This window comes from Variovorax boronicumulans NBRC 103145 (assembly GCF_001591345.1).
Lineage (GTDB): Bacteria > Pseudomonadota > Gammaproteobacteria > Burkholderiales > Burkholderiaceae_C > Variovorax > Variovorax boronicumulans.
Genome location: NZ_BCUS01000065.1, coordinates 18,510 through 35,529, shown reverse-complemented (window position 1 = coordinate 35,529; position 17,020 = coordinate 18,510). Strand labels below are relative to the sequence as shown.

Genomic DNA, 17,020 nt, shown 5'->3' with positions numbered 1-17,020 from the left:
CACAGCCCAGCCCAGAGCGAGTCAATTCAACACCCACATCAAAGTAGCGAGTGGAGGCACGCTGATCACGATCGAATCGGCCTTCCCATGCCAAGGCACCGAAGCACTCTCAACCACCCCATTCCCCACGCCACTCCCACCGTAAACCACCCCATCGGTATTGATGACCTCCCGGTAAGAACCAGCCACAGGCACCCCCAGCCGATACCCAAGCCGAGGCACAGGCGTGAAGTTGCAAACCACCACAACAACCCCCCCATCCCGAGCCCGCCGAACAAACGCAAACACCGACTGCGCCACATCGTCATGCACCAGCCACTCGAACCCAGCCCCCTCGTGGTCCAGCTCATGCAAAGCAGGAAAGTGCCGATACACGTTGTTCAGATCGCGCACCAACCGCCGCACCCCTTGATGCGCCGCATGCTCGAGCAGATGCCAGTCCAGCCCGCGATCCGCATTCCACTCCGCGTACTGCGCAAACTCCCCGCCCATGAACAGCAGCTTCTTCCCCGGATAAGCCCAGAGGTACCCATACAGGTTGCGCAACCCCGCAAACTTCTGCCATTCATCCCCAGGCATGCGCCCGATCATCGACCCCTTGCCGTGCACCACTTCGTCATGCGACAGCGGCAGCACGAAGTTCTCGCTGTGCGCGTACATCAGCCCGAAGGTGATCTGCTGGTGATGGTGCTTGCGGTAGACCGGATCGGTCCCCGCATACGCCAGCGTGTCGTTCATCCACCCCATGTTCCACTTGTAGTGAAAGCCCAGCCCACCGTCTTCCGGCGGCCGCGTCACGCCCGGAAAGCTCGTCGACTCTTCCGCAATGGTCACAGCCCCCGGACGCTCCACGCCCACCACGCGGTTCATGCGGCGCAGGAAATCGATGGCCTCCAGGTTCTCGCGCCCGCCCTGTGCATTCGGCACCCACTCGCCGGCCTTGCGGCTGTAGTCGCGGTACAGCATCGACGCCACCGCATCCACGCGCAGGCCGTCCACGCCATAGCGCTCCAGCCAGTACAACGCATTGCCGACGAGGTAGTTGCGCACCTCCGTGCGGGCGTAGTTGAAGATCAGCGTCTGCCAGTCGTTGTGGAAACCCTCGCGCGGGTCGGCGTACTCGTACAGCGCGGTGCCGTCGAAGTTGCCCAGGCCGTGCGCGTCGGTCGGGAAGTGCGCGGGCACCCAGTCGAGGATCACGCCCAGCCCCGCGGCATGCGCGGCTTCGACGAAATGGCGGAAGTCGCCGGGCGTGCCGAAGCGCGAGGTCGGCGCATACAGGCCGATGGGCTGGTAGCCCCACGAGCCGTCGAAGGGGTGCTCGGTGATGGGCAGCAACTCTATGTGCGTGAAGCCCATGTCGCGCACATAGGGCACGAGCGTGTCGGCCAGCTCGCGGTAGTCCAGCCATTCCTGGCCATGGTGCTTGCGGCGCCACGAGCCCAGGTGCACTTCGTAGATGCTGATCGGCGCCTGGTGCGCGTTGGCCTCGGCGCGCCCGGCGGGCATCGGTACCGGTGCGGGCAGCGGCGCCACGACGCAGGCGGTGCCGGGGCGCAGCTGCGACGAGAACGCGAAGGGGTCGGCCTTGCGCAGCACCTCGCCGCGCGACGACAGGATCTCGAACTCGTAGCTGTCGCCGGTCGCCACGTGCGGCGCGAAGATCTCCCACACGCCGCACTCGCGGCGCAGCCGCATCATGTGGCGCCGGCCGTCCCAGTTGTTGAAGTCGCCGACCACCGACACGCGCCGCGCATTCGGCGCCCAGACGGCAAAGGCCACGCCCTTCACGCCGTCGATCTCGCGCAGGTGCGCGCCCAGCCGCTCCCACGGCCGCAGGTGCGTGCCCTCGGCCAGCAGCCACACGTCGGTCTCGCCGAGCACGAACGGAAATCGGTAGGGGTCTTCGAGCCGCGAGGCGTGCCCGTTCTCCCAGTCGACCTGGAACGAGTAGCCCATGCGCGCCTCGGCCGCGGGCACGAGGCCGCTGAACAGGTCGGAGCCCTCGTGCCGCGCAAGGATCGACAGCGGCCAGCCGGTGCGCGAATGCACCACGGCCACCTGCCGCGCGCCGGGCATCAGCGCGCGAACCTCGAGGCCGTCGGCGGTCTCGTGGGGGCCGAGCACGGCGAACGGATCGCCGTGTTCGGCGCGCATCAGCGCGTGGATGTCGGCAGCTTGGAGGAAGGGAGAAGAAGGGGGCATGGGGTTCAGCGTCCTCCTGCTTCGGCAGTCGTGCCGAAGAACACGCCATAAGGCGCCAACGTCAGCAGGGGCTTTGGATCGGCGATGACGGTCGCGGTCGGCGCGAGCGGGTGGCCGGCCAGCGGCACCAGCGGCGCGGGCAACGGAATCGACACCGGTTCGCTCCCCGTATTGAAGATCGCATGCAGCACCGCGTCGCCGTCGCTGCGCACGATGTGCAGCAGCGGCGCGGGCGCATCGACGAACGCCAGCGCGCCCGTGCGCAGCAGCGGCTGGGTGCGGCGCCAGTGCAGCAGCGCGCGGCTGAAGGCGAGCATCGAGCCGGGGTCGGCTTCCTGCTGGTCGACGGCCAGCGGCAGGTGCGCGCCGTCCACCGGCAGCCAGGGCGTGCCGGTGCTGAAACCGGCGTTGGGCGCCTCGGCGGTCCAGGGCATCGGCGTGCGGCAGCCGTCGCGGCCCTTGAACTCGGGCCAGAAGGCGCGGCCGTAGGGGTCCTGCAGCAGTTCGAAGGGCACGTCGGCCTCGGGCAGGCCGAGCTCTTCGCCCTGGTAGAGGCTGGCGCTGCCGCGCAGTGCGAGCAGCAGCGCGAGCCAGAGCCGGTCGCGGCGCGTGTCGGGCGCCTTGCCGTCGCTCCAGCGCGTGGCGACGCGCGGCACGTCGTGGTTCGACACCGCCCAGCAGCCCCAGCCGCCCGTCACGGCCAGTGCGGTGTCGAGCGATTCGATCTGGTGGCGCAGGTGCTTGGGGCTGTGGTCGGCGGTGAGCAGGCTGAAGCTGTAGGCCAGGTGCAGGCGCTTGCCGCGTTCGGTGTACTGCGCCATGACGGGCGGTGCGTTCTCGTCGCCGACCTCGCCCAGCGCGACCGCGCCGTAGCCGTCGAGCAGCCGGCGCAGGCGCTCGAGGAACACGAGGTTCTCGGGCTGGCTCTTGTCGTACAGGTGGACCTGCATCGCATACGGGTTGTCGGCGCGCACGGTGCTGACCTCGTCGATCGACGCGGTCGTGGCCGGCGGGTTGTCGCGCAGCAGCGCGTCGTGGAACTGGTGGTTGCAGGCGTCGAAGCGGAAGCCGTCCACGCCGCGTTCGCACCAGAAGCGCACCTCGCCGAGCAGCGCATCCTGCACGGCGGGGCAATGGAAGTTGAGATCGGGCTGCTCGGCCAGGAAGCTGTGCAGGTAGTACTGCCGCCGGCGCGAGTCCCACTGCCAGGCCGAGCCGCCGAAGACCGAGAGCCAGTTGGTGGGCGGCGTGCCGTCGGGCCTGGGGTCGGCCCAGACGTACCAGTCGGCCTTGGGGTTGTCGCGCGAGCTGCGGCTTTCGGCGAACCAAGCGTGCTGGTCGGAGGTGTGCGAGAGCACCTGGTCGATGATGAGCTTCAGGCCCAGCGCATGCATGCGTGCGCGCATGGCGTCGAAGTCGGCCAGCGTGCCGAACAGCGGATCGACGGCGCGGTAGTCGGCCACGTCGTAGCCGAAATCTTTCATGGGGGAGCGGAAGAAGGGCGAGACCCAGACCGCGTCGACGCCCAGGCGGGCGACGTGGTCGAGCTTCGACGTGATGCCGGGCAGGTCGCCGACGCCGTCGCCGTTGCTGTCCATGAAGCTGCGCGGGTAGATCTGGTAGATCACCGCGCCCCGCCACCATTCGCCGTTGCTGCCGCTCATGCCTGCCCCTGTGGTCGAAATTCATTGTGGCATGCGAAATCCGGGCCAGCGGTACGCTGTGGCAGGCGGGCGCCGCGCGGAAGTGGGTAAATTCAGCAGGGCGGGGCGCTGCCGCCCCGACCCCCGACCGATGACCACCGACGACACCGCTTTCTCCCCTTCCGCCCCACCCATCGGCCTCGCCGCGCTCGAGCGCCGGCTCGCCCAGGACCTCGACTACCTCGGCTGGCCCGCCCGCGCCTGGGTGCCGCCGCGCCAGGTCGACGGCGAGCCCGTGCTCGACGTGGCCATCATCGGCGGCGGCCAGGCCGGGCTGGCCGCGGCGGGCGCGCTGGCGCAGCAGGGCATCCGCGCCGTGGTCTTCGACCGCGCGCCGGCCGGGCGCGAAGGCCCCTGGGCCACCACGGCGCGAATGGAAACCCTGCGCTCGCCCAAGGAGCTCACGGGCCCCGCGCTGGGGCTGCCCTCGCTGACCTTCCGCGCCTGGTTTGAGGCCCAGTTCGGCACAAAGGCCTGGGCCGCGATGGACAAGATCCCGCGCCTGCAGTGGATGGACTACCTGGTCTGGTACCGCCGCGTGATGGGCGTGGATGTGCGCAACGACACCGCTGTTACGGGCCTGCAACCGTTGCCCGACGCCAGCGCCGTGCGCCTGGACCTGCGCACACCCGAGGGCGAACGCCGCGTGCTGGCGCGCCGCGTCGTGCTGGCCACCGGCCGCGACGGCCTGGGCGGCCCGGCCGTGCCCGCCTTTGTCGACGGCCTGCCGCGCGCGGCATGGGCGCATTCCTCCGACGAGATGGACTACGGGCGCCTGAGGGGCCTGCGCGTGGGCGTGGTCGGCGCGGGCTCCTCGGCGATGGACAGCGCCGCCACCGCGCTCGAAGCCGGCGCGCACAGCGTCGAGCTGCTGATCCGCCGGCCCGACCTGCCGCGCGTCAACAAGGGCAAGGGCGCCGGCGTGCCGGGGCTCACGCAGGGGCACTACGACCTGCCCGACGAACTGAAATGGCGCATCCGCCACTACATCAACGTGCTGAACGTGCCGCCGCCGCACGGCAGCACGCTGCGGGTGTCGCGGCACGCCAATGCCTTCTTCAACTTCGGCTGTCCCATCCTGGCCGTGGCGCCGCGGGGCGAGGCACTGCGGGTGACCACGCCCAAGGGCGACTTCGAATTCGACTTCCTGATCGTGTCGACCGGTTTCCAGGTCGACTGGGCCGCCCGCCCCGAATTCGCGGGCATTGCCGCGCACATTCGCACCTGGAAAGACCGTTTCACGCCCGCGCCCGGCGACGAAGACCGCGAACTGGCCGATTCGCCCGACCTCGGGCCGGCCTTCGAATTCCAAGAAACCGCGCCCGGCGCCTGCCCGGGGCTGGACCGCATCCACTGCTTCTGCTACCCGGCGGCGCTGTCGCACGGCACGGTGTCGGGCGACATTCCCGCCATCAGCGACGGCGCACGGCGCCTGGCGGCGGGGCTTGCCAGCCTGTTCTACCGGGAAGACGCGGCCCACCACTGGGCGAATCTGAAGGCCTACAGCGAGCCGGAACTGTTCGGCGACGAGTGGACGCCCGCCCCGCCGCCGCAGGAAAGGGCCTGATTCCGGCATGGGGCCCGGGGGACGATCACGCACGGCGCGATAATCCGCCTTCCCGGCCGCCGTCGAGCCGGGCCCTGCCGAGATGTCATGAACCCCAGCTACAAACCCAGCGACGTCGAGTCCGCTGCCCAGGCGCAATGGCGCGCCGCCGATGTCTACCGTGTCACCGAGGACGCGAGCCGCAAGAAATACTACGCCTGCTCGATGCTGCCGTACCCGAGCGGCAAGCTGCACATGGGCCACGTGCGCAACTACACGATCAACGACATGCTCACGCGCTACCTGCGCATGAGCGGCTACAACGTGCTGATGCCCATGGGCTGGGACGCCTTCGGCCTGCCGGCCGAGAACGCGGCGCTGAAGAACGGCGTGCCGCCGGCCAAGTGGACCTACGAGAACATCGCCTACATGAAGGGCCAGCTCCAGGCCATGGGCCTGGCGATCGACTGGAGCCGCGAGATCGCCACCTGCGATCCGAGCTACTACAAGTGGAACCAGTGGCTGTTCCTGAAGATGCTCGAAAAGGGCATCGCCTACCGCAAGACCCAGGTCGTGAACTGGGACCCGGTCGACCAGACCGTGCTGGCCAACGAGCAGGTGATCGACGGCAAAGGCTGGCGCACCGGCGCCACCGTCGAGCGCCGCGAGATCCCCGGCTACTACCTGAAGATCAGCGACTACGCCGAAGAACTGCTCGCGCACACCCAGCACAAGCTGCCGGGCTGGCCCGAGCGCGTGAAGCTGATGCAGGAAAACTGGATCGGCAAGAGCGAAGGCCTGCGTTTCGCGTTCACGCATGACATCCGGGATGCGAGCGGCAAGCTCATCCAGGACGGCCGCATGTACGTGTTCACCACGCGCGCCGACACCATCATGGGCGTCACCTTCTGCGCCGTCGCGCCCGAGCACCCGCTGGCCGCGCACGCCGCCACGCTCGACCCGAAGGTCGCGGCCTTCATCGAGGAATGCAAGGGTGGCGGCACGACCGAGGCCGAGCTCGCCACGCAAGAGAAGAAGGGCGTGCCCACGGGCCTGACCGTGAAGCACCCGATCACCGACGAGCAGGTGCCGGTGTGGGTCGGCAATTACGTGCTCATCGGCTACGGCGACGGCGCCGTGATGGGCGTGCCCGCGCACGACGAGCGCGACTTCGCCTTCGCCAACAAGTACGGCATCGAGATCATCCAGGTCGTGCTGGTCGACGACGAGCCGCACTTCGACTATCACAAGTGGCAGGACTGGTACGGCGACAAGCAGCGCGGCGTGACCATCAACTCCGACAACTTCAGCGGCATGACCTACAAGGAGGCCGTGGCCGCCGTGGCGCATGCGCTGGGCCAGAAGGACCTGGGCGAGCTGCAGACCACCTGGCGCCTGCGCGACTGGGGCGTGAGCCGCCAGCGCTACTGGGGCACGCCGATCCCGATCATCCATTGCGAAGAACACGGCGCGGTGCCGGTCCCCGAAAAGGACCTGCCCGTGGTGCTGCCCACCGACTGCGTGCCCGACGGCTCGGGCAACCCGCTGAACAAGCACGAAGGCTTCCATGCCGGCGTGGTGTGCCCGGTGTGCGGCAAGGCCGCGCGGCGCGAGACCGACACGATGGACACCTTCGTCGATTCGTCGTGGTACTTCATGCGCTACTGCGACCCGACCAACGACAAGGCCATGGTCGCCGAGGGGGCCGACTACTGGATGCCGATGGACCAGTACATCGGCGGCATCGAGCACGCGATCCTGCACCTGCTGTACGCGCGCTTCTGGACCAAGGTCATGCGCGACCTGGGCCTGGTGAAGGCCGACGAGCCCTTCGCCAAGCTGCTCACGCAGGGCATGGTGCTCAACCACATCTTCTACAAGCGCAACGAGAAGGGTGGCAAGGACTACTTCCCGCCGCTCGAAGTCACGGCGGTGCTCGACGCGCAGGGCCGCATCACCGGCGGCACGCTGGCCGATGGCACCAAGGTCGAGTACGGCGGCGTGGGCAAGATGGGCAAGAGCGAACGCAACGGCGTCGACCCGCAGGACCTGATCGAGAAGTACGGCGCCGACACCGCGCGCCTGTACACCATGTTCACCGCGCCGCCCGAAGCCACGCTCGAGTGGAACGACGCGGCCGTCGAAGGCAGCTACCGCTTCCTGCGCCGCGTGTGGAACTACGGCGTGGCCCAGGCCGACGTGGCGCCCGTGGCGCTCGCCGGCCAGAGCTTCGGCAAGCCCGCCCAGGCCCTGCGCCGCGAGGTGCACACCGTGCTGCGCCAGATCGACTACGACTACCAGCGCATGCAATACAACACGGTGGTGTCGGGCGCGATGAAGCTGCTCAACGCGCTCGAGGGCTTCAAGTCCGACGGCAGCGCGGGCGACGCAGCTGCCGCGCGCGAGGGCTTCGGCATCCTGCTGCGCTGCCTGTACCCGGCCACGCCGCACATCGCGCACCAGCTGTGGCAGCAGCTCGGCTACGACGAGGCATCGGGCGACCTGCTCGACGCCCCCTGGCCCGTGGTCGACGTGGCCGCGCTGGCGCAGGACGAGGTCGAGCTCATGCTGCAGGTCAACGGCAAGCTGCGCGGCAAGCTGCTGGTGCCCGCCGGTGCCTCGAAGGACGAGATCGAGCGGCTGGCGCTCGCCTGCGACGACTTCGTCAACTTCGCCGAAGGCGCGCCGGCCAAGCGCGTGATCGTGGTGCCCGGGCGCCTGGTCAACGTGGTCATCTGAACCCGACACTGCAGAACGACGGAAACGACAGACGCATGAACATTCGCAATGCCTCGCAGCCGCGCCGCGGCTTTCTCCTGGGCCTCGGCGTGGCAGGCGCTTCGCTGGCCCTGTCCGGCTGCGGCTTCGCGCTGCGCAAGGCGCCGAACTTCGCGTTCAAGACGCTGTCGCTCGAAGGCAATACGGCGCTCATCAACCAGCTGCGGCGCGAGCTGCGCGCGGCCGGCAACGTGACGCTGGTGCCCAAGGAAGAGGCCAGCACCGCCGACGCCGTGCTGGTCGTGCTGGGCGAGGACCGCGACCGCTTCGTGATCTCGACCAACTCCGCCGGCCTGCTGCGCGAATTGCAGCTGCGCCTGCGCGTGCGCTTCAGCCTGCGCACGCCGGGCGGCAAGGAATTGCTGCCCGCGTCCGAGGTCTCGCAGACACGCGACCTGAGCTTCAACGAGACCAACGCGCTGGCCAAGGAAGGCGAGGCCGACCTGCTGTTCCGCGACATGCAGGCCGACATCGCGCAGCAGCTGATGCGCCGGCTGGCCGCGGTGCAGTCCCTGTAAGCGTCGCTTCCGTTCTTTTTTCAATGCAACTTGCCAGTGCCCAGCTCGGCGCCCACCTGCAAAAGGGCCTGAAGCCGCTTTACACGATCCACGGCGACGAGCCGCTGCTCGCGCAGGAGGCGGCCGACGCCATCCGCGCTGCCGCGCGCGCCCAGGGCCACACCGAGCGCAGCTCGTACACCGTGGCCGGCGCGCACTTCGACTGGAGCGCGGTGCTGGCGGCCGGGGGCTCGCTTTCGCTGTTCGCCGACAAGCAGATCGTCGAGATCCGCATTCCCTCGGGCAAGCCCGGCAAGGACGGCAGCGTCGCCCTGCAGCAGCTGGCCGAGGGCGCGCCCGGCAACGACAGCACGCTCACGCTGGTGATGCTGCCGCGCCTGGACAAGGCCACGCGCACCGGCGCGTGGTTCTCTGCGCTGGAGAACAACGGCGTGAGCATCCAGGTCGACCCGATCGAGCGCGCCGCGCTGCCGCAATGGATCGCGCAGCGCCTCGGGCTGCAGAACCAGCGCGTGATGCCCGGCGACGAAGGCCAGCGCACGCTGCAGTTCTTTGCCGACCGCGTCGAAGGCAACCTGCTCGCCGCGCACCAGGAAATCCAGAAGCTCGCGCTGCTGCACCCGGCGGGCGAGCTGAGCTGGGAGCAGGTCGAGGGCGCCGTCAACAACGTGGCGCGCTACGACGTGTTCAAGCTCTCCGAGGCCGTGCTGGCCGGCAACCCGCAGCGCGTGGCGCGCATGCTCGACGGCCTGCAGGCCGAGGGCGAGGCCGAGGTGCTGGTGCACTACACGATCGCCGAGGACATTCGCGCCCTCAAGCGCGTGAAGGACGCCATGGCCGCCGGCCGCCCGCTGCCGATGGCGCTGCGCGAGAACCGCATCTGGGGCCCGCGCGAGCGCGCCTTCGAGCGCGTGCTGCCGCGCCTGGACGACCGCATGCTGACCCGGCTGCTGCGCGCGGCCCACCTGGTCGACGGCATCTGCAAGGGCCTGAAGCAGCCCGACTGGCCCGCCAGCGGCTGGCAGGCGCTGCAGCGGCTGGCGCTGATGCTGTGCCGCGCCTGCAGCACGGCCGCGGCGCCGCGCCGGGCCTGACGCGCCCGCCGTCGATCGCCATCAAAAGGCCCGCGTCAGCCGGGCCGAAGGTCCGCGTGGGAAAATGCGCGCCATGAACGCGTTCAACGTCAGCGAGCACATGCAGACCCTCGGTCTGCAAGCCAAAGCCGCTGCATTCCTCATGGCCCGTGCGGATGCAGCTACCAAAAACAGAGCACTGAAGGCGCTGGCCCGGCGCCTGCGCGAAGCCGGCCCCGCGCTGGCCGTCGCCAATCAAAAGGACCTGGAGCGCGCCACGGCCGCCGGCCTGTCGGCCCCGATGGTCGACCGGCTCAAGCTCACGCCCAAGGTCCTGGAGACCGTGGCCGATGGCTGCGAGCAGCTGGCCGGCATGGCCGACGTGATCGGCGAGATCATCGGCATGAAGCAGCAGCCCAGCGGCATCCGCGTGGGCCAGATGCGCGTGCCGATCGGCGTCTTCGGCATGATCTACGAGAGCCGTCCCAACGTGACCATCGAGGCCGCGAGCCTGGCGATCAAGAGCGGCAACGCCGCCATCCTGCGCGGCGGCTCGGAAGCCATCGACTCGAACAAGGCGCTGGCGCTGCTGGTGTCCGAGGCGCTGGCCGAAGCCGGCCTGCCGGTCGATGCGGTGCAGCTGGTGCAGACCACCGACCGCGAGGCCGTGGGCCAGCTCATCGCCATGCCCGAGTTCGTCGACGTGATCATTCCGCGCGGCGGCAAGGGCCTGATCGAGCGCATCAGCCGCGACGCCAAGGTGCCCGTCATCAAGCACCTGGACGGCAACTGCCACGTCTACGTGGACGACACGGCCGAGTTCGACATGGCGCTGCGCATCGTCGACAACGCCAAGACCCAGAAGTACAGCCCCTGCAACGCCGCCGAAGGCCTGCTGGTGGCGGCCTCGGTGGCCGACCACTTCCTGCCCGAGATCGCCGCCATCTTCGCCGCCAAGGGCGTCGAGATGCGCTGCGACCCGGCCGCCGCCGCGATCCTGCGCGCCAGCGAGGCGCACCATCCGCAGGCGAAAGTGATCGATGCCGTCGAGTCCGACTGGTCCGAGGAGTACCTGGCCGCCGTCATCAGCATCAAGGTGGTGGCGGGGCTGGACGAGGCCATTGCGCACATCAACCGCTACTCGAGCCACCACACCGACGCCATCGTCACGCGCGACCACATCAACGCCCAGCGCTTCCTGCGCGAGGTCGATTCGGCCAGCGTGATGGTGAATGCGAGCACACGCTTCGCGGATGGTTTCGAGTACGGGCTGGGCGCCGAAATCGGCATCAGCACCGACAAGTTCCACGCGCGCGGCCCGGTCGGCATCGAAGGCCTGACCTCGCTCAAGTACGTGGTGCTGGGGCAGGGCGAAGTCCGCGGTTAATCGGGTCCGAAGGGCCGGGGCCATCGGGCCGGCGGCGCGGCGAGGCCCGTGCCGCGGTGTTCTTGCAACGTGTGTTGTGGATTGGGGTGCTTTGTTCTCTTTGGCTGCTTGTCATCGGGCGCGCCATCCCCAAATCCTACAATTCCACTCCACCTTTAAGCACAAAACCAACAAGGCCGCTGCATGGTTCCGCATCTCGTCACTGCCCTGACCGGCCCGATCAACGAACTGGAGCAGCGGGTGCTCGACTCGATGCCCGCCATCGAGCGCTGGTTCCGCCTCGAGTGGATGGAGCACACGCCGCCGTTCTACAGCGCCGTCGACATCCGCAACGCGGGCTTCAAGCTCGCTCCGGTCGACACCAACCTGTTCCCGGGTGGCTGGAACAACCTCACCAAGGAAATGCTGCCGCTGGCGGTGCAGGCCGCGCAGGCGGCCATCGAGAAGATCTGTCCGGAGGCGCGCAACCTGCTCGTCATTCCTGAAAACCACTCGAAAAACACCTTTTATCTCGCCAACGTCGCGCAACTGGTGCGCATCTTCCACATGGCGGGCCTCAATGTGCGCATCGGCTCGATCGATCCGGCCATCAAGTCGCCCAAGAAGATCGAGCTGCCCAACGGCGAGACCGTGACGCTCGAACCGGTGGTGCGTTCCAAGCGCCGCCTGGGCCTGAAGAACTTCGATCCCTGCACAATCTTGCTCAACAACGAGCTTTCTGCAGGAACGCCCGGCATCCTCGAAGACCTGCACGAGCAGTACCTGCTGCCGCCGCTGCACGCGGGCTGGTCGGTGCGCCGCAAGAGCAACCACCTGCACAGCTACGAAGAGCTGTGCAAGCGCTTCGGCAAGCTGCTGGGCATCGACCCCTGGCTGATCAACCCGATCTACGCGCGCGCCGAAGGCGTCGACGTGGCCGAAGGCCGCGGCATCGACGTGCTCACCAGCCATGTCGACGCGGTGCTCACCAAGGTGCGCCGCAAGTACAAGGAATACGGCATCAACGAGAAGCCCTTCGTGGTCGTCAAGGGCGGCCACAGCGGCAGCGGCAGCCCCGGCGTGGTCACGGTGCGCGATGCCAAGGAGGTCGAGGCGCTGATCGGCAAGTCGCGCACCGCCACCTCGTCGCCCGCCAAGACCAGCGCCGGGCGCGACCTGCGCGAGCCCACCGAGCTGATCGTGCAGGAAGGCGTGCTCACCAACGAGCGCGTGCACAACGGCGTGGCCGAACCGGTGGTCTACATGATGGACCGCTACGTGGTGGGCGGTTTCTACCGCGTGCACGCCGAGCGCGCCGCCGACGAGAACCTCAAGCAGCCGGGCGCCAGCTACGTGCCGCTGGCCTTCTCGGAAAGCGCGCAGCTGCCGCAGCCGGGCGCCAAGCCCGGCGCCAGCGCCCCCAACCGTTTTTACATGTATGGCGTAGTGGGGCGCCTGGCCATGGTCGCGGCCAGTTACGAGATGGAAGCGACCGACCCGGACGCCGAAATCTACGAATGAGCGGCGGGGGCGGGTTGCGGCGTCGGCGGGCAACGGCAAAATAGCGGCCCCACAGCAACGGAACCAAAAGGGCGGAGGGATGCGCGGTACGGCCGCGGCACCCCGGCGTGACTGACGCGTCGATCATTGCGAGCCAACCTTTTCCCATCGACCCCCGTGTCAGCCCCCAAAAACATCTCTGCCGGCCTCATCGTCGGCGCCATCGGCGTCGTCTATGGCGACATCGGCACCAGCGTTCTCTATGCGGTCAAGGAAGTCTTCGGTCACGGCCATGTGCCGTTCACCGTGGAGAACGTCTACGGCATCCTGTCGATGTTCTTCTGGACCCTCACGGTCATCGTCTCCATCAAGTACGTCGTGCTCGTGCTGCGCGCCGACAACGAAGGCGAGGGCGGCCTGGTCGCGATGCTCGCGCTGGCCTCCCAGGCCGTGGCCGACAAACCGAGGCTGCGCCAGCTGCTCTTGATCGTCGGCATCTTCGGCACCTCGCTCTTCTATGGCGACGGCGTGATCACGCCGGCCATCTCGGTGCTCTCGGCGGTCGAGGGCCTGGAGGTGGTGTCGCCGCACTTCAAGCACTACGTGATCCCGATCACGCTGGTCGTGCTGTTCTGCCTGTTCGCGGTGCAAAAGCGCGGCACGGCGGGCATCGGCAAGTTCTTCGGCCCCGTCACGCTGGCGTGGTTCGCGGCCATCGCGGTGCTGGGCGTGTGGCAGATCGCGCACCACCCCGAGATCATCAAGGCGCTGAGCCCCTGGTACGCGCTGAAGTTCATCTGGGACAACCCGGGCACCAGCTTCATCCTGCTGGGCGCCATGGTGCTGTGCGTGACCGGCGCCGAGGCGCTGTACGCCGACCTGGGCCACTTCGGCAAGAAGCCGATCCGCATCGCGTGGTTCTCGGTCGTCATGCCGGCGCTCACGCTCAACTACCTGGGCCAGGGCGCGCTGCTGCTGGAGAACCCCGAGGCCGTGAAGAACCCGTTCTTCATGATGGCGCCTGAATGGGCCCTCATTCCGCTGGTGCTGCTGGCCACGCTGTCGACGGTGATCGCTTCGCAGGCGCTCATCACCGGCGCCTTCAGCGTCACGCGCCAGGTGATCCAGCTGGGCTACCTGCCGCGCCTGAACATCGAGCACACCAGCGTGCGCACGGCTGGGCAAATCTACATTCCACTGGTCAACTGGGGCCTGTTCGTGGCCATCGTGATGGCGGTCGTGATGTTCCGCACCTCGAGCAGCCTGGCCGCGGCCTACGGCATCGCCGTGACCACCGACATGCTGATCACCACGATCCTGACCTTCTTCGTGATCCGCTACGCGTGGAAGCTGCCGTTGGCGCTGTGCATCGCCTCGACCGCGATCTTCTTCGTGGTCGACTTCCTGTTCTTCGCCTCGAACCTGCTCAAGCTGTTCGAAGGCGGCTGGTTCCCGCTGCTGATCGGCGGCGCCGTGTTCACGCTGATGGTCACCTGGAAGGAAGGCCGCCGCCTCATGGGCGAGGCGCAGCACGCCGATGCAATCGACCTGAAGTCCTTCCTCGGCTCGGTGTTCATGAGCCCGCCCGCGCGCGTGGACGGCACGGCCGTGTTCCTCACGGCCGAACCGGGCGTGGTGCCCAACGCGCTGCTGCACAACCTCAAGCACAACAAGGTGCTGCACGAGCAGAACATGTTCGTCACCGTGCGCAACCACGAGGTGCCCTGGATTCCGATGGACAAGCGCATCGAGATCGAGGCGCTGGGCAACCACTGCTGGCAGGTGATCGTGCACTACGGCTTCAAGAACGACATCGACCTGCCGCGCGCGCTCGACAACGCACGCATGCGCGGCTGCCAGCTCGAGCCGATGACGACCAGCTACTTCCTCTCGCGCGACGTCGTGATCCCCACGCTGGGCAGCGGCATGGCGCCGTGGCGCGAGAAGCTGTTCGCGCAGATGCACCACAACGCGAGCGGTGCGGCGGCCTTCCTGGGCTTGCCCAACAACGCGGTCGTCGAGCTGGGCTCGAAGATCGAAATCTGAGGCCCGCGGCGCCACGCCGCGCGCCCCGGCAGAATCGCGGCATGCGATTCTTCAAGGACCTGAGCCTTTCGGCCTTCACCGCGGGCTTCGTCGCCGTGCTCGTGGGTTTCACGAGTTCGGTGGCCATCGTGTTCCAGGCCGCCCAGGCCTTCGGGGCCACGCCTGAAATGGCGGCCTCGTGGATGTGGGCGCTGGGCATCGGCATGGGGCTGGCTTCGGCGCTGCCCTCGCTGTGGTGGCGCAAGCCCGTCATGATCGCCTGGAGCACGCCCGGCGCGGCCGTGCTGGCCGTGGCCGGCGCGGGCTACGGCATGGGCGAGGCGGTGGGCGCCTTCATCGTCTGCGCGGTGCTGATCGTGCTCGCGGGCGCCACGGGCTGGTTCGAGCGCGTGATGAACAAGATCCCGATGGCCATCGCCTCGGCGCTGCTGGCCGGCGTGCTCGCGCGCTTCGGCATCTCGGCCTTCACGGCGGCGCAGACCGCGCTGCCGCTGGTGCTGCTGATGCTCGCCACCTACCTCGTGGGCAAGCGCCTGCTGCCGCGCTACGCGGTGCCGCTCACGCTGCTGGTGGCCATCGCCTTCACGGCCGCGCGCGGCGAGCTGGCATGGTCCTCCGTGCACTTCTCGCTCACCTGGCCGGTGTTCACGGTGCCGGTGTTCACCTGGCAGGCCATCGTGAGCCTGGCGCTGCCGCTGTTCGTCGTGACCATGGCCTCGCAGAACCTGCCCGGCGTGGCGGCGATCCGCGCCAGCGGCTACAGCGACCTGCCGGTCAGCAAGCTCATCACGATCAGCGGCCTTGCCACGCTGGTGCTCGCGCCCTTCGGTGCCTTCGCGCTCAACCTGAGCGCCATCACGGCCGCCATGTGCATGGGCCGCGAGGCGCACGAAGACCCGGCGCGGCGCTACACGGCGGCCGTGAGCTGCGGCGCCATCTACGTGGTGATCGGCCTGTTCGGCGCGGCCGTCACGGGCCTGCTCACGGCCTTTCCGAAGGAGCTGGTCGCGGCCATCGCCGGGCTGGCGCTGCTGGGCACCATCGGCGGCGGGCTGGCCGCGGCGGTGCGCGACGAGGCCCACCGCGAGGCCGCGCTCATCACCTTCCTGGTCACGCTCTCGGGCGTGACGCTGGCCGGCATCGGCTCGGCTTTCTGGGGCGTGGTGGCCGGCGCGGTGGCGCTGGCGGTGCAGCAGGTCGGTCGCGCACGCAGCGCACAGGTGCCAAAGGAAAAAGCCCCCGCCGGCAAGGACATCGCCGCTTCCGGCAACATGCCGCCAGAAACCCCCTCCACAGCCGCCGCTCCCGGCGCCGGAAAGAACGCCTGATGAAAAACATCCTCTTCGTCGCCGACCCGCTCGATCACTTCAAGATCTACAAGGACACGACCTTCTCGATGATGCGCGAGGCCCAGCGCCGCGGCCACCGCATCGCGGCCTGCCTGCCGCAGGACATCCAGTGGACCTCCGGCGGGCGCGTCTCGGCCGTGGTGCAGCAGATCACGCTCACCGGCGACGCGAAGGACTGGTACCACGTCGACATCATCGAGTCGAAGGCGCTGAAGGACTTCGACGCCGTGCTCATGCGCAAGGACCCGCCCTTCGACGCCGAGTACATCTACTCGACGCACCTGCTGCAGCAGGCCGAGCGCGAGGGCGCGAAGGTGGTCAACTCGCCGCGCGCGCTGCGCGACCACCCCGAGAAGCTCGCGATCATGGAGTTTCCGCAGTTCGTCACGCCCACGCTGGTCACGCGCAGCGCGCAGGCCGTGCGCGACTTCCATGCCGAACACGGCGACATCATCCTCAAGCCGCTCGACGGCATGGGCGGCATGGGCATCTTCCGTGTCAAGCAGGACGCGCTGAACCTCGGCTCCATCGTGGAGACGCTCAACAAGGACGGCGCCGAAACCATCATGGTGCAGCGCTTCGTGCCCGAGGTGACGCAGGGCGACAAGCGCATCCTGATCATCGCGGGCGAGCCCGCGCCTTTCGTGCTGGCGCGCATTCCGCAGGGCACCGAGGTGCGCGGCAACCTCGCGGCCGGCGGCAAGGGCGTGGCCCAGCCGCTCACGGCGCGCAACCGCGAGATCGCCGAAGCGATCGGCAAGGTGCTCGCGCCGCGCGGGCTGCTGCTGATCGGGCTCGACGTGATCGGCGATTCGGTCACCGAGATCAACGTGACCAGCCCGACCTGCTTTCAGGAGATCACCGAGCAGACCGGCTTCGACGTGCCGAAGATGTTCATCGATGCGCTCGAGGCGCACCTGGCCTCGGCCTGAATGA

At 68.4% G+C, this 17,020-nt stretch carries 11 protein-coding genes; 9 read left to right on the top strand and 2 right to left on the bottom strand.

Annotated elements, in window-relative coordinates; translation table 11 throughout:
- Window positions 1-21: 21 nt before the first annotated feature.
- Together glgB and VBO01S_RS18875 are read right to left on the bottom strand one after the other, a co-directional pair.
- Window positions 22-2,205 (bottom strand): 1,4-alpha-glucan branching protein GlgB, encoded by a 2,184-nt coding sequence (gene glgB, locus VBO01S_RS18880; protein ID WP_062477739.1) that lies wholly within the window; start codon window positions 2,203-2,205, stop codon window positions 22-24.
- Between the two features lie 5 nt (window positions 2,206-2,210).
- Window positions 2,211-3,869: an alpha-amylase family glycosyl hydrolase gene (locus VBO01S_RS18875; protein ID WP_062477737.1), complete on the bottom strand. Its 1,659-nt coding sequence runs from the start codon at window positions 3,867-3,869 to the stop codon at window positions 2,211-2,213.
- Window positions 3,870-3,999: 130 nt separating this feature from the next.
- On the opposite strand from VBO01S_RS18875, the gene VBO01S_RS18870 reads away from it, so the two are divergent.
- The 9 genes from VBO01S_RS18870 (at window position 4,000) to gshB (ending at window position 17,016) form a co-directional block, all read left to right on the top strand.
- Window positions 4,000-5,475 (top strand): flavin-containing monooxygenase, encoded by a 1,476-nt coding sequence (locus tag VBO01S_RS18870; protein ID WP_062477734.1) that lies wholly within the window; start codon window positions 4,000-4,002, stop codon window positions 5,473-5,475.
- An 87-nt stretch (window positions 5,476-5,562) separates the two neighbouring features.
- The gene (gene leuS, locus VBO01S_RS18865; protein WP_062477731.1) at window positions 5,563-8,193 is read left to right on the top strand and encodes a leucine--tRNA ligase; all 2,631 of its coding nucleotides are present in this window, start codon (window positions 5,563-5,565) and stop codon (window positions 8,191-8,193) included.
- Between the two features lie 35 nt (window positions 8,194-8,228).
- A complete protein-coding gene (locus tag VBO01S_RS18860; protein ID WP_062477729.1) occupies window positions 8,229-8,750 on the top strand; it encodes an LPS-assembly lipoprotein LptE in 522 nt (173 codons plus the stop codon).
- A gap of 23 nt (window positions 8,751-8,773) precedes the next feature.
- Window positions 8,774-9,844 (top strand): DNA polymerase III subunit delta, encoded by a 1,071-nt coding sequence (holA, locus tag VBO01S_RS18855; RefSeq protein WP_062477727.1) that lies wholly within the window; start codon window positions 8,774-8,776, stop codon window positions 9,842-9,844.
- Window positions 9,845-9,917: 73 nt separating this feature from the next.
- The gene (locus VBO01S_RS18850) at window positions 9,918-11,210 is read left to right on the top strand and encodes a glutamate-5-semialdehyde dehydrogenase (RefSeq protein WP_062477748.1); all 1,293 of its coding nucleotides are present in this window, start codon (window positions 9,918-9,920) and stop codon (window positions 11,208-11,210) included.
- A gap of 183 nt (window positions 11,211-11,393) precedes the next feature.
- Entirely contained in the window at window positions 11,394-12,710 is a 1,317-nt protein-coding gene (gene gshA / locus VBO01S_RS18845) for a glutamate--cysteine ligase (protein WP_062477724.1), read from the top strand.
- 156 nt (window positions 12,711-12,866) lie between these two features.
- Window positions 12,867-14,735 carry a potassium transporter Kup gene (locus tag VBO01S_RS18840; RefSeq protein ID WP_062477721.1) on the top strand — a complete coding sequence of 623 codons (1,869 nt, stop codon included), beginning with the start codon at window positions 12,867-12,869 and terminating at the stop codon, window positions 14,733-14,735.
- Between the two features lie 41 nt (window positions 14,736-14,776).
- Window positions 14,777-16,063, top strand: a complete 1,287-nt coding sequence (locus tag VBO01S_RS18835) for a benzoate/H(+) symporter BenE family transporter (RefSeq protein ID WP_062477718.1) — start codon at window positions 14,777-14,779, stop codon at window positions 16,061-16,063.
- A complete protein-coding gene (gene gshB, locus VBO01S_RS18830; RefSeq protein ID WP_062477716.1) occupies window positions 16,063-17,016 on the top strand; it encodes a glutathione synthase in 954 nt (317 codons plus the stop codon). The genes VBO01S_RS18835 and gshB overlap by 1 nt, the downstream gene beginning before the upstream one ends.
- The last annotated feature ends 4 nt before the right edge of the window (window positions 17,017-17,020 follow it).

Coding starts and splice junctions, on each gene's coding strand:
- glgB (WP_062477739.1), bottom strand. CDS start 2,205: ATGCCCCCTTCTTCTCCCTTCCTCCAAGCTGCCGACATCCACGCGCTG.
- VBO01S_RS18875 (WP_062477737.1), bottom strand. CDS start 3,869: ATGAGCGGCAGCAACGGCGAATGGTGGCGGGGCGCGGTGATCTACCAG.
- VBO01S_RS18870 (WP_062477734.1), top strand. CDS start 4,000: ATGACCACCGACGACACCGCTTTCTCCCCTTCCGCCCCACCCATCGGC.
- leuS (WP_062477731.1), top strand. CDS start 5,563: ATGAACCCCAGCTACAAACCCAGCGACGTCGAGTCCGCTGCCCAGGCG.
- VBO01S_RS18860 (WP_062477729.1), top strand. CDS start 8,229: ATGAACATTCGCAATGCCTCGCAGCCGCGCCGCGGCTTTCTCCTGGGC.
- holA (WP_062477727.1), top strand. CDS start 8,774: ATGCAACTTGCCAGTGCCCAGCTCGGCGCCCACCTGCAAAAGGGCCTG.
- VBO01S_RS18850 (WP_062477748.1), top strand. CDS start 9,918: ATGAACGCGTTCAACGTCAGCGAGCACATGCAGACCCTCGGTCTGCAA.
- gshA (WP_062477724.1), top strand. CDS start 11,394: ATGGTTCCGCATCTCGTCACTGCCCTGACCGGCCCGATCAACGAACTG.
- VBO01S_RS18835 (WP_062477718.1), top strand. CDS start 14,777: ATGCGATTCTTCAAGGACCTGAGCCTTTCGGCCTTCACCGCGGGCTTC.
- gshB (WP_062477716.1), top strand. CDS start 16,063: ATGAAAAACATCCTCTTCGTCGCCGACCCGCTCGATCACTTCAAGATC.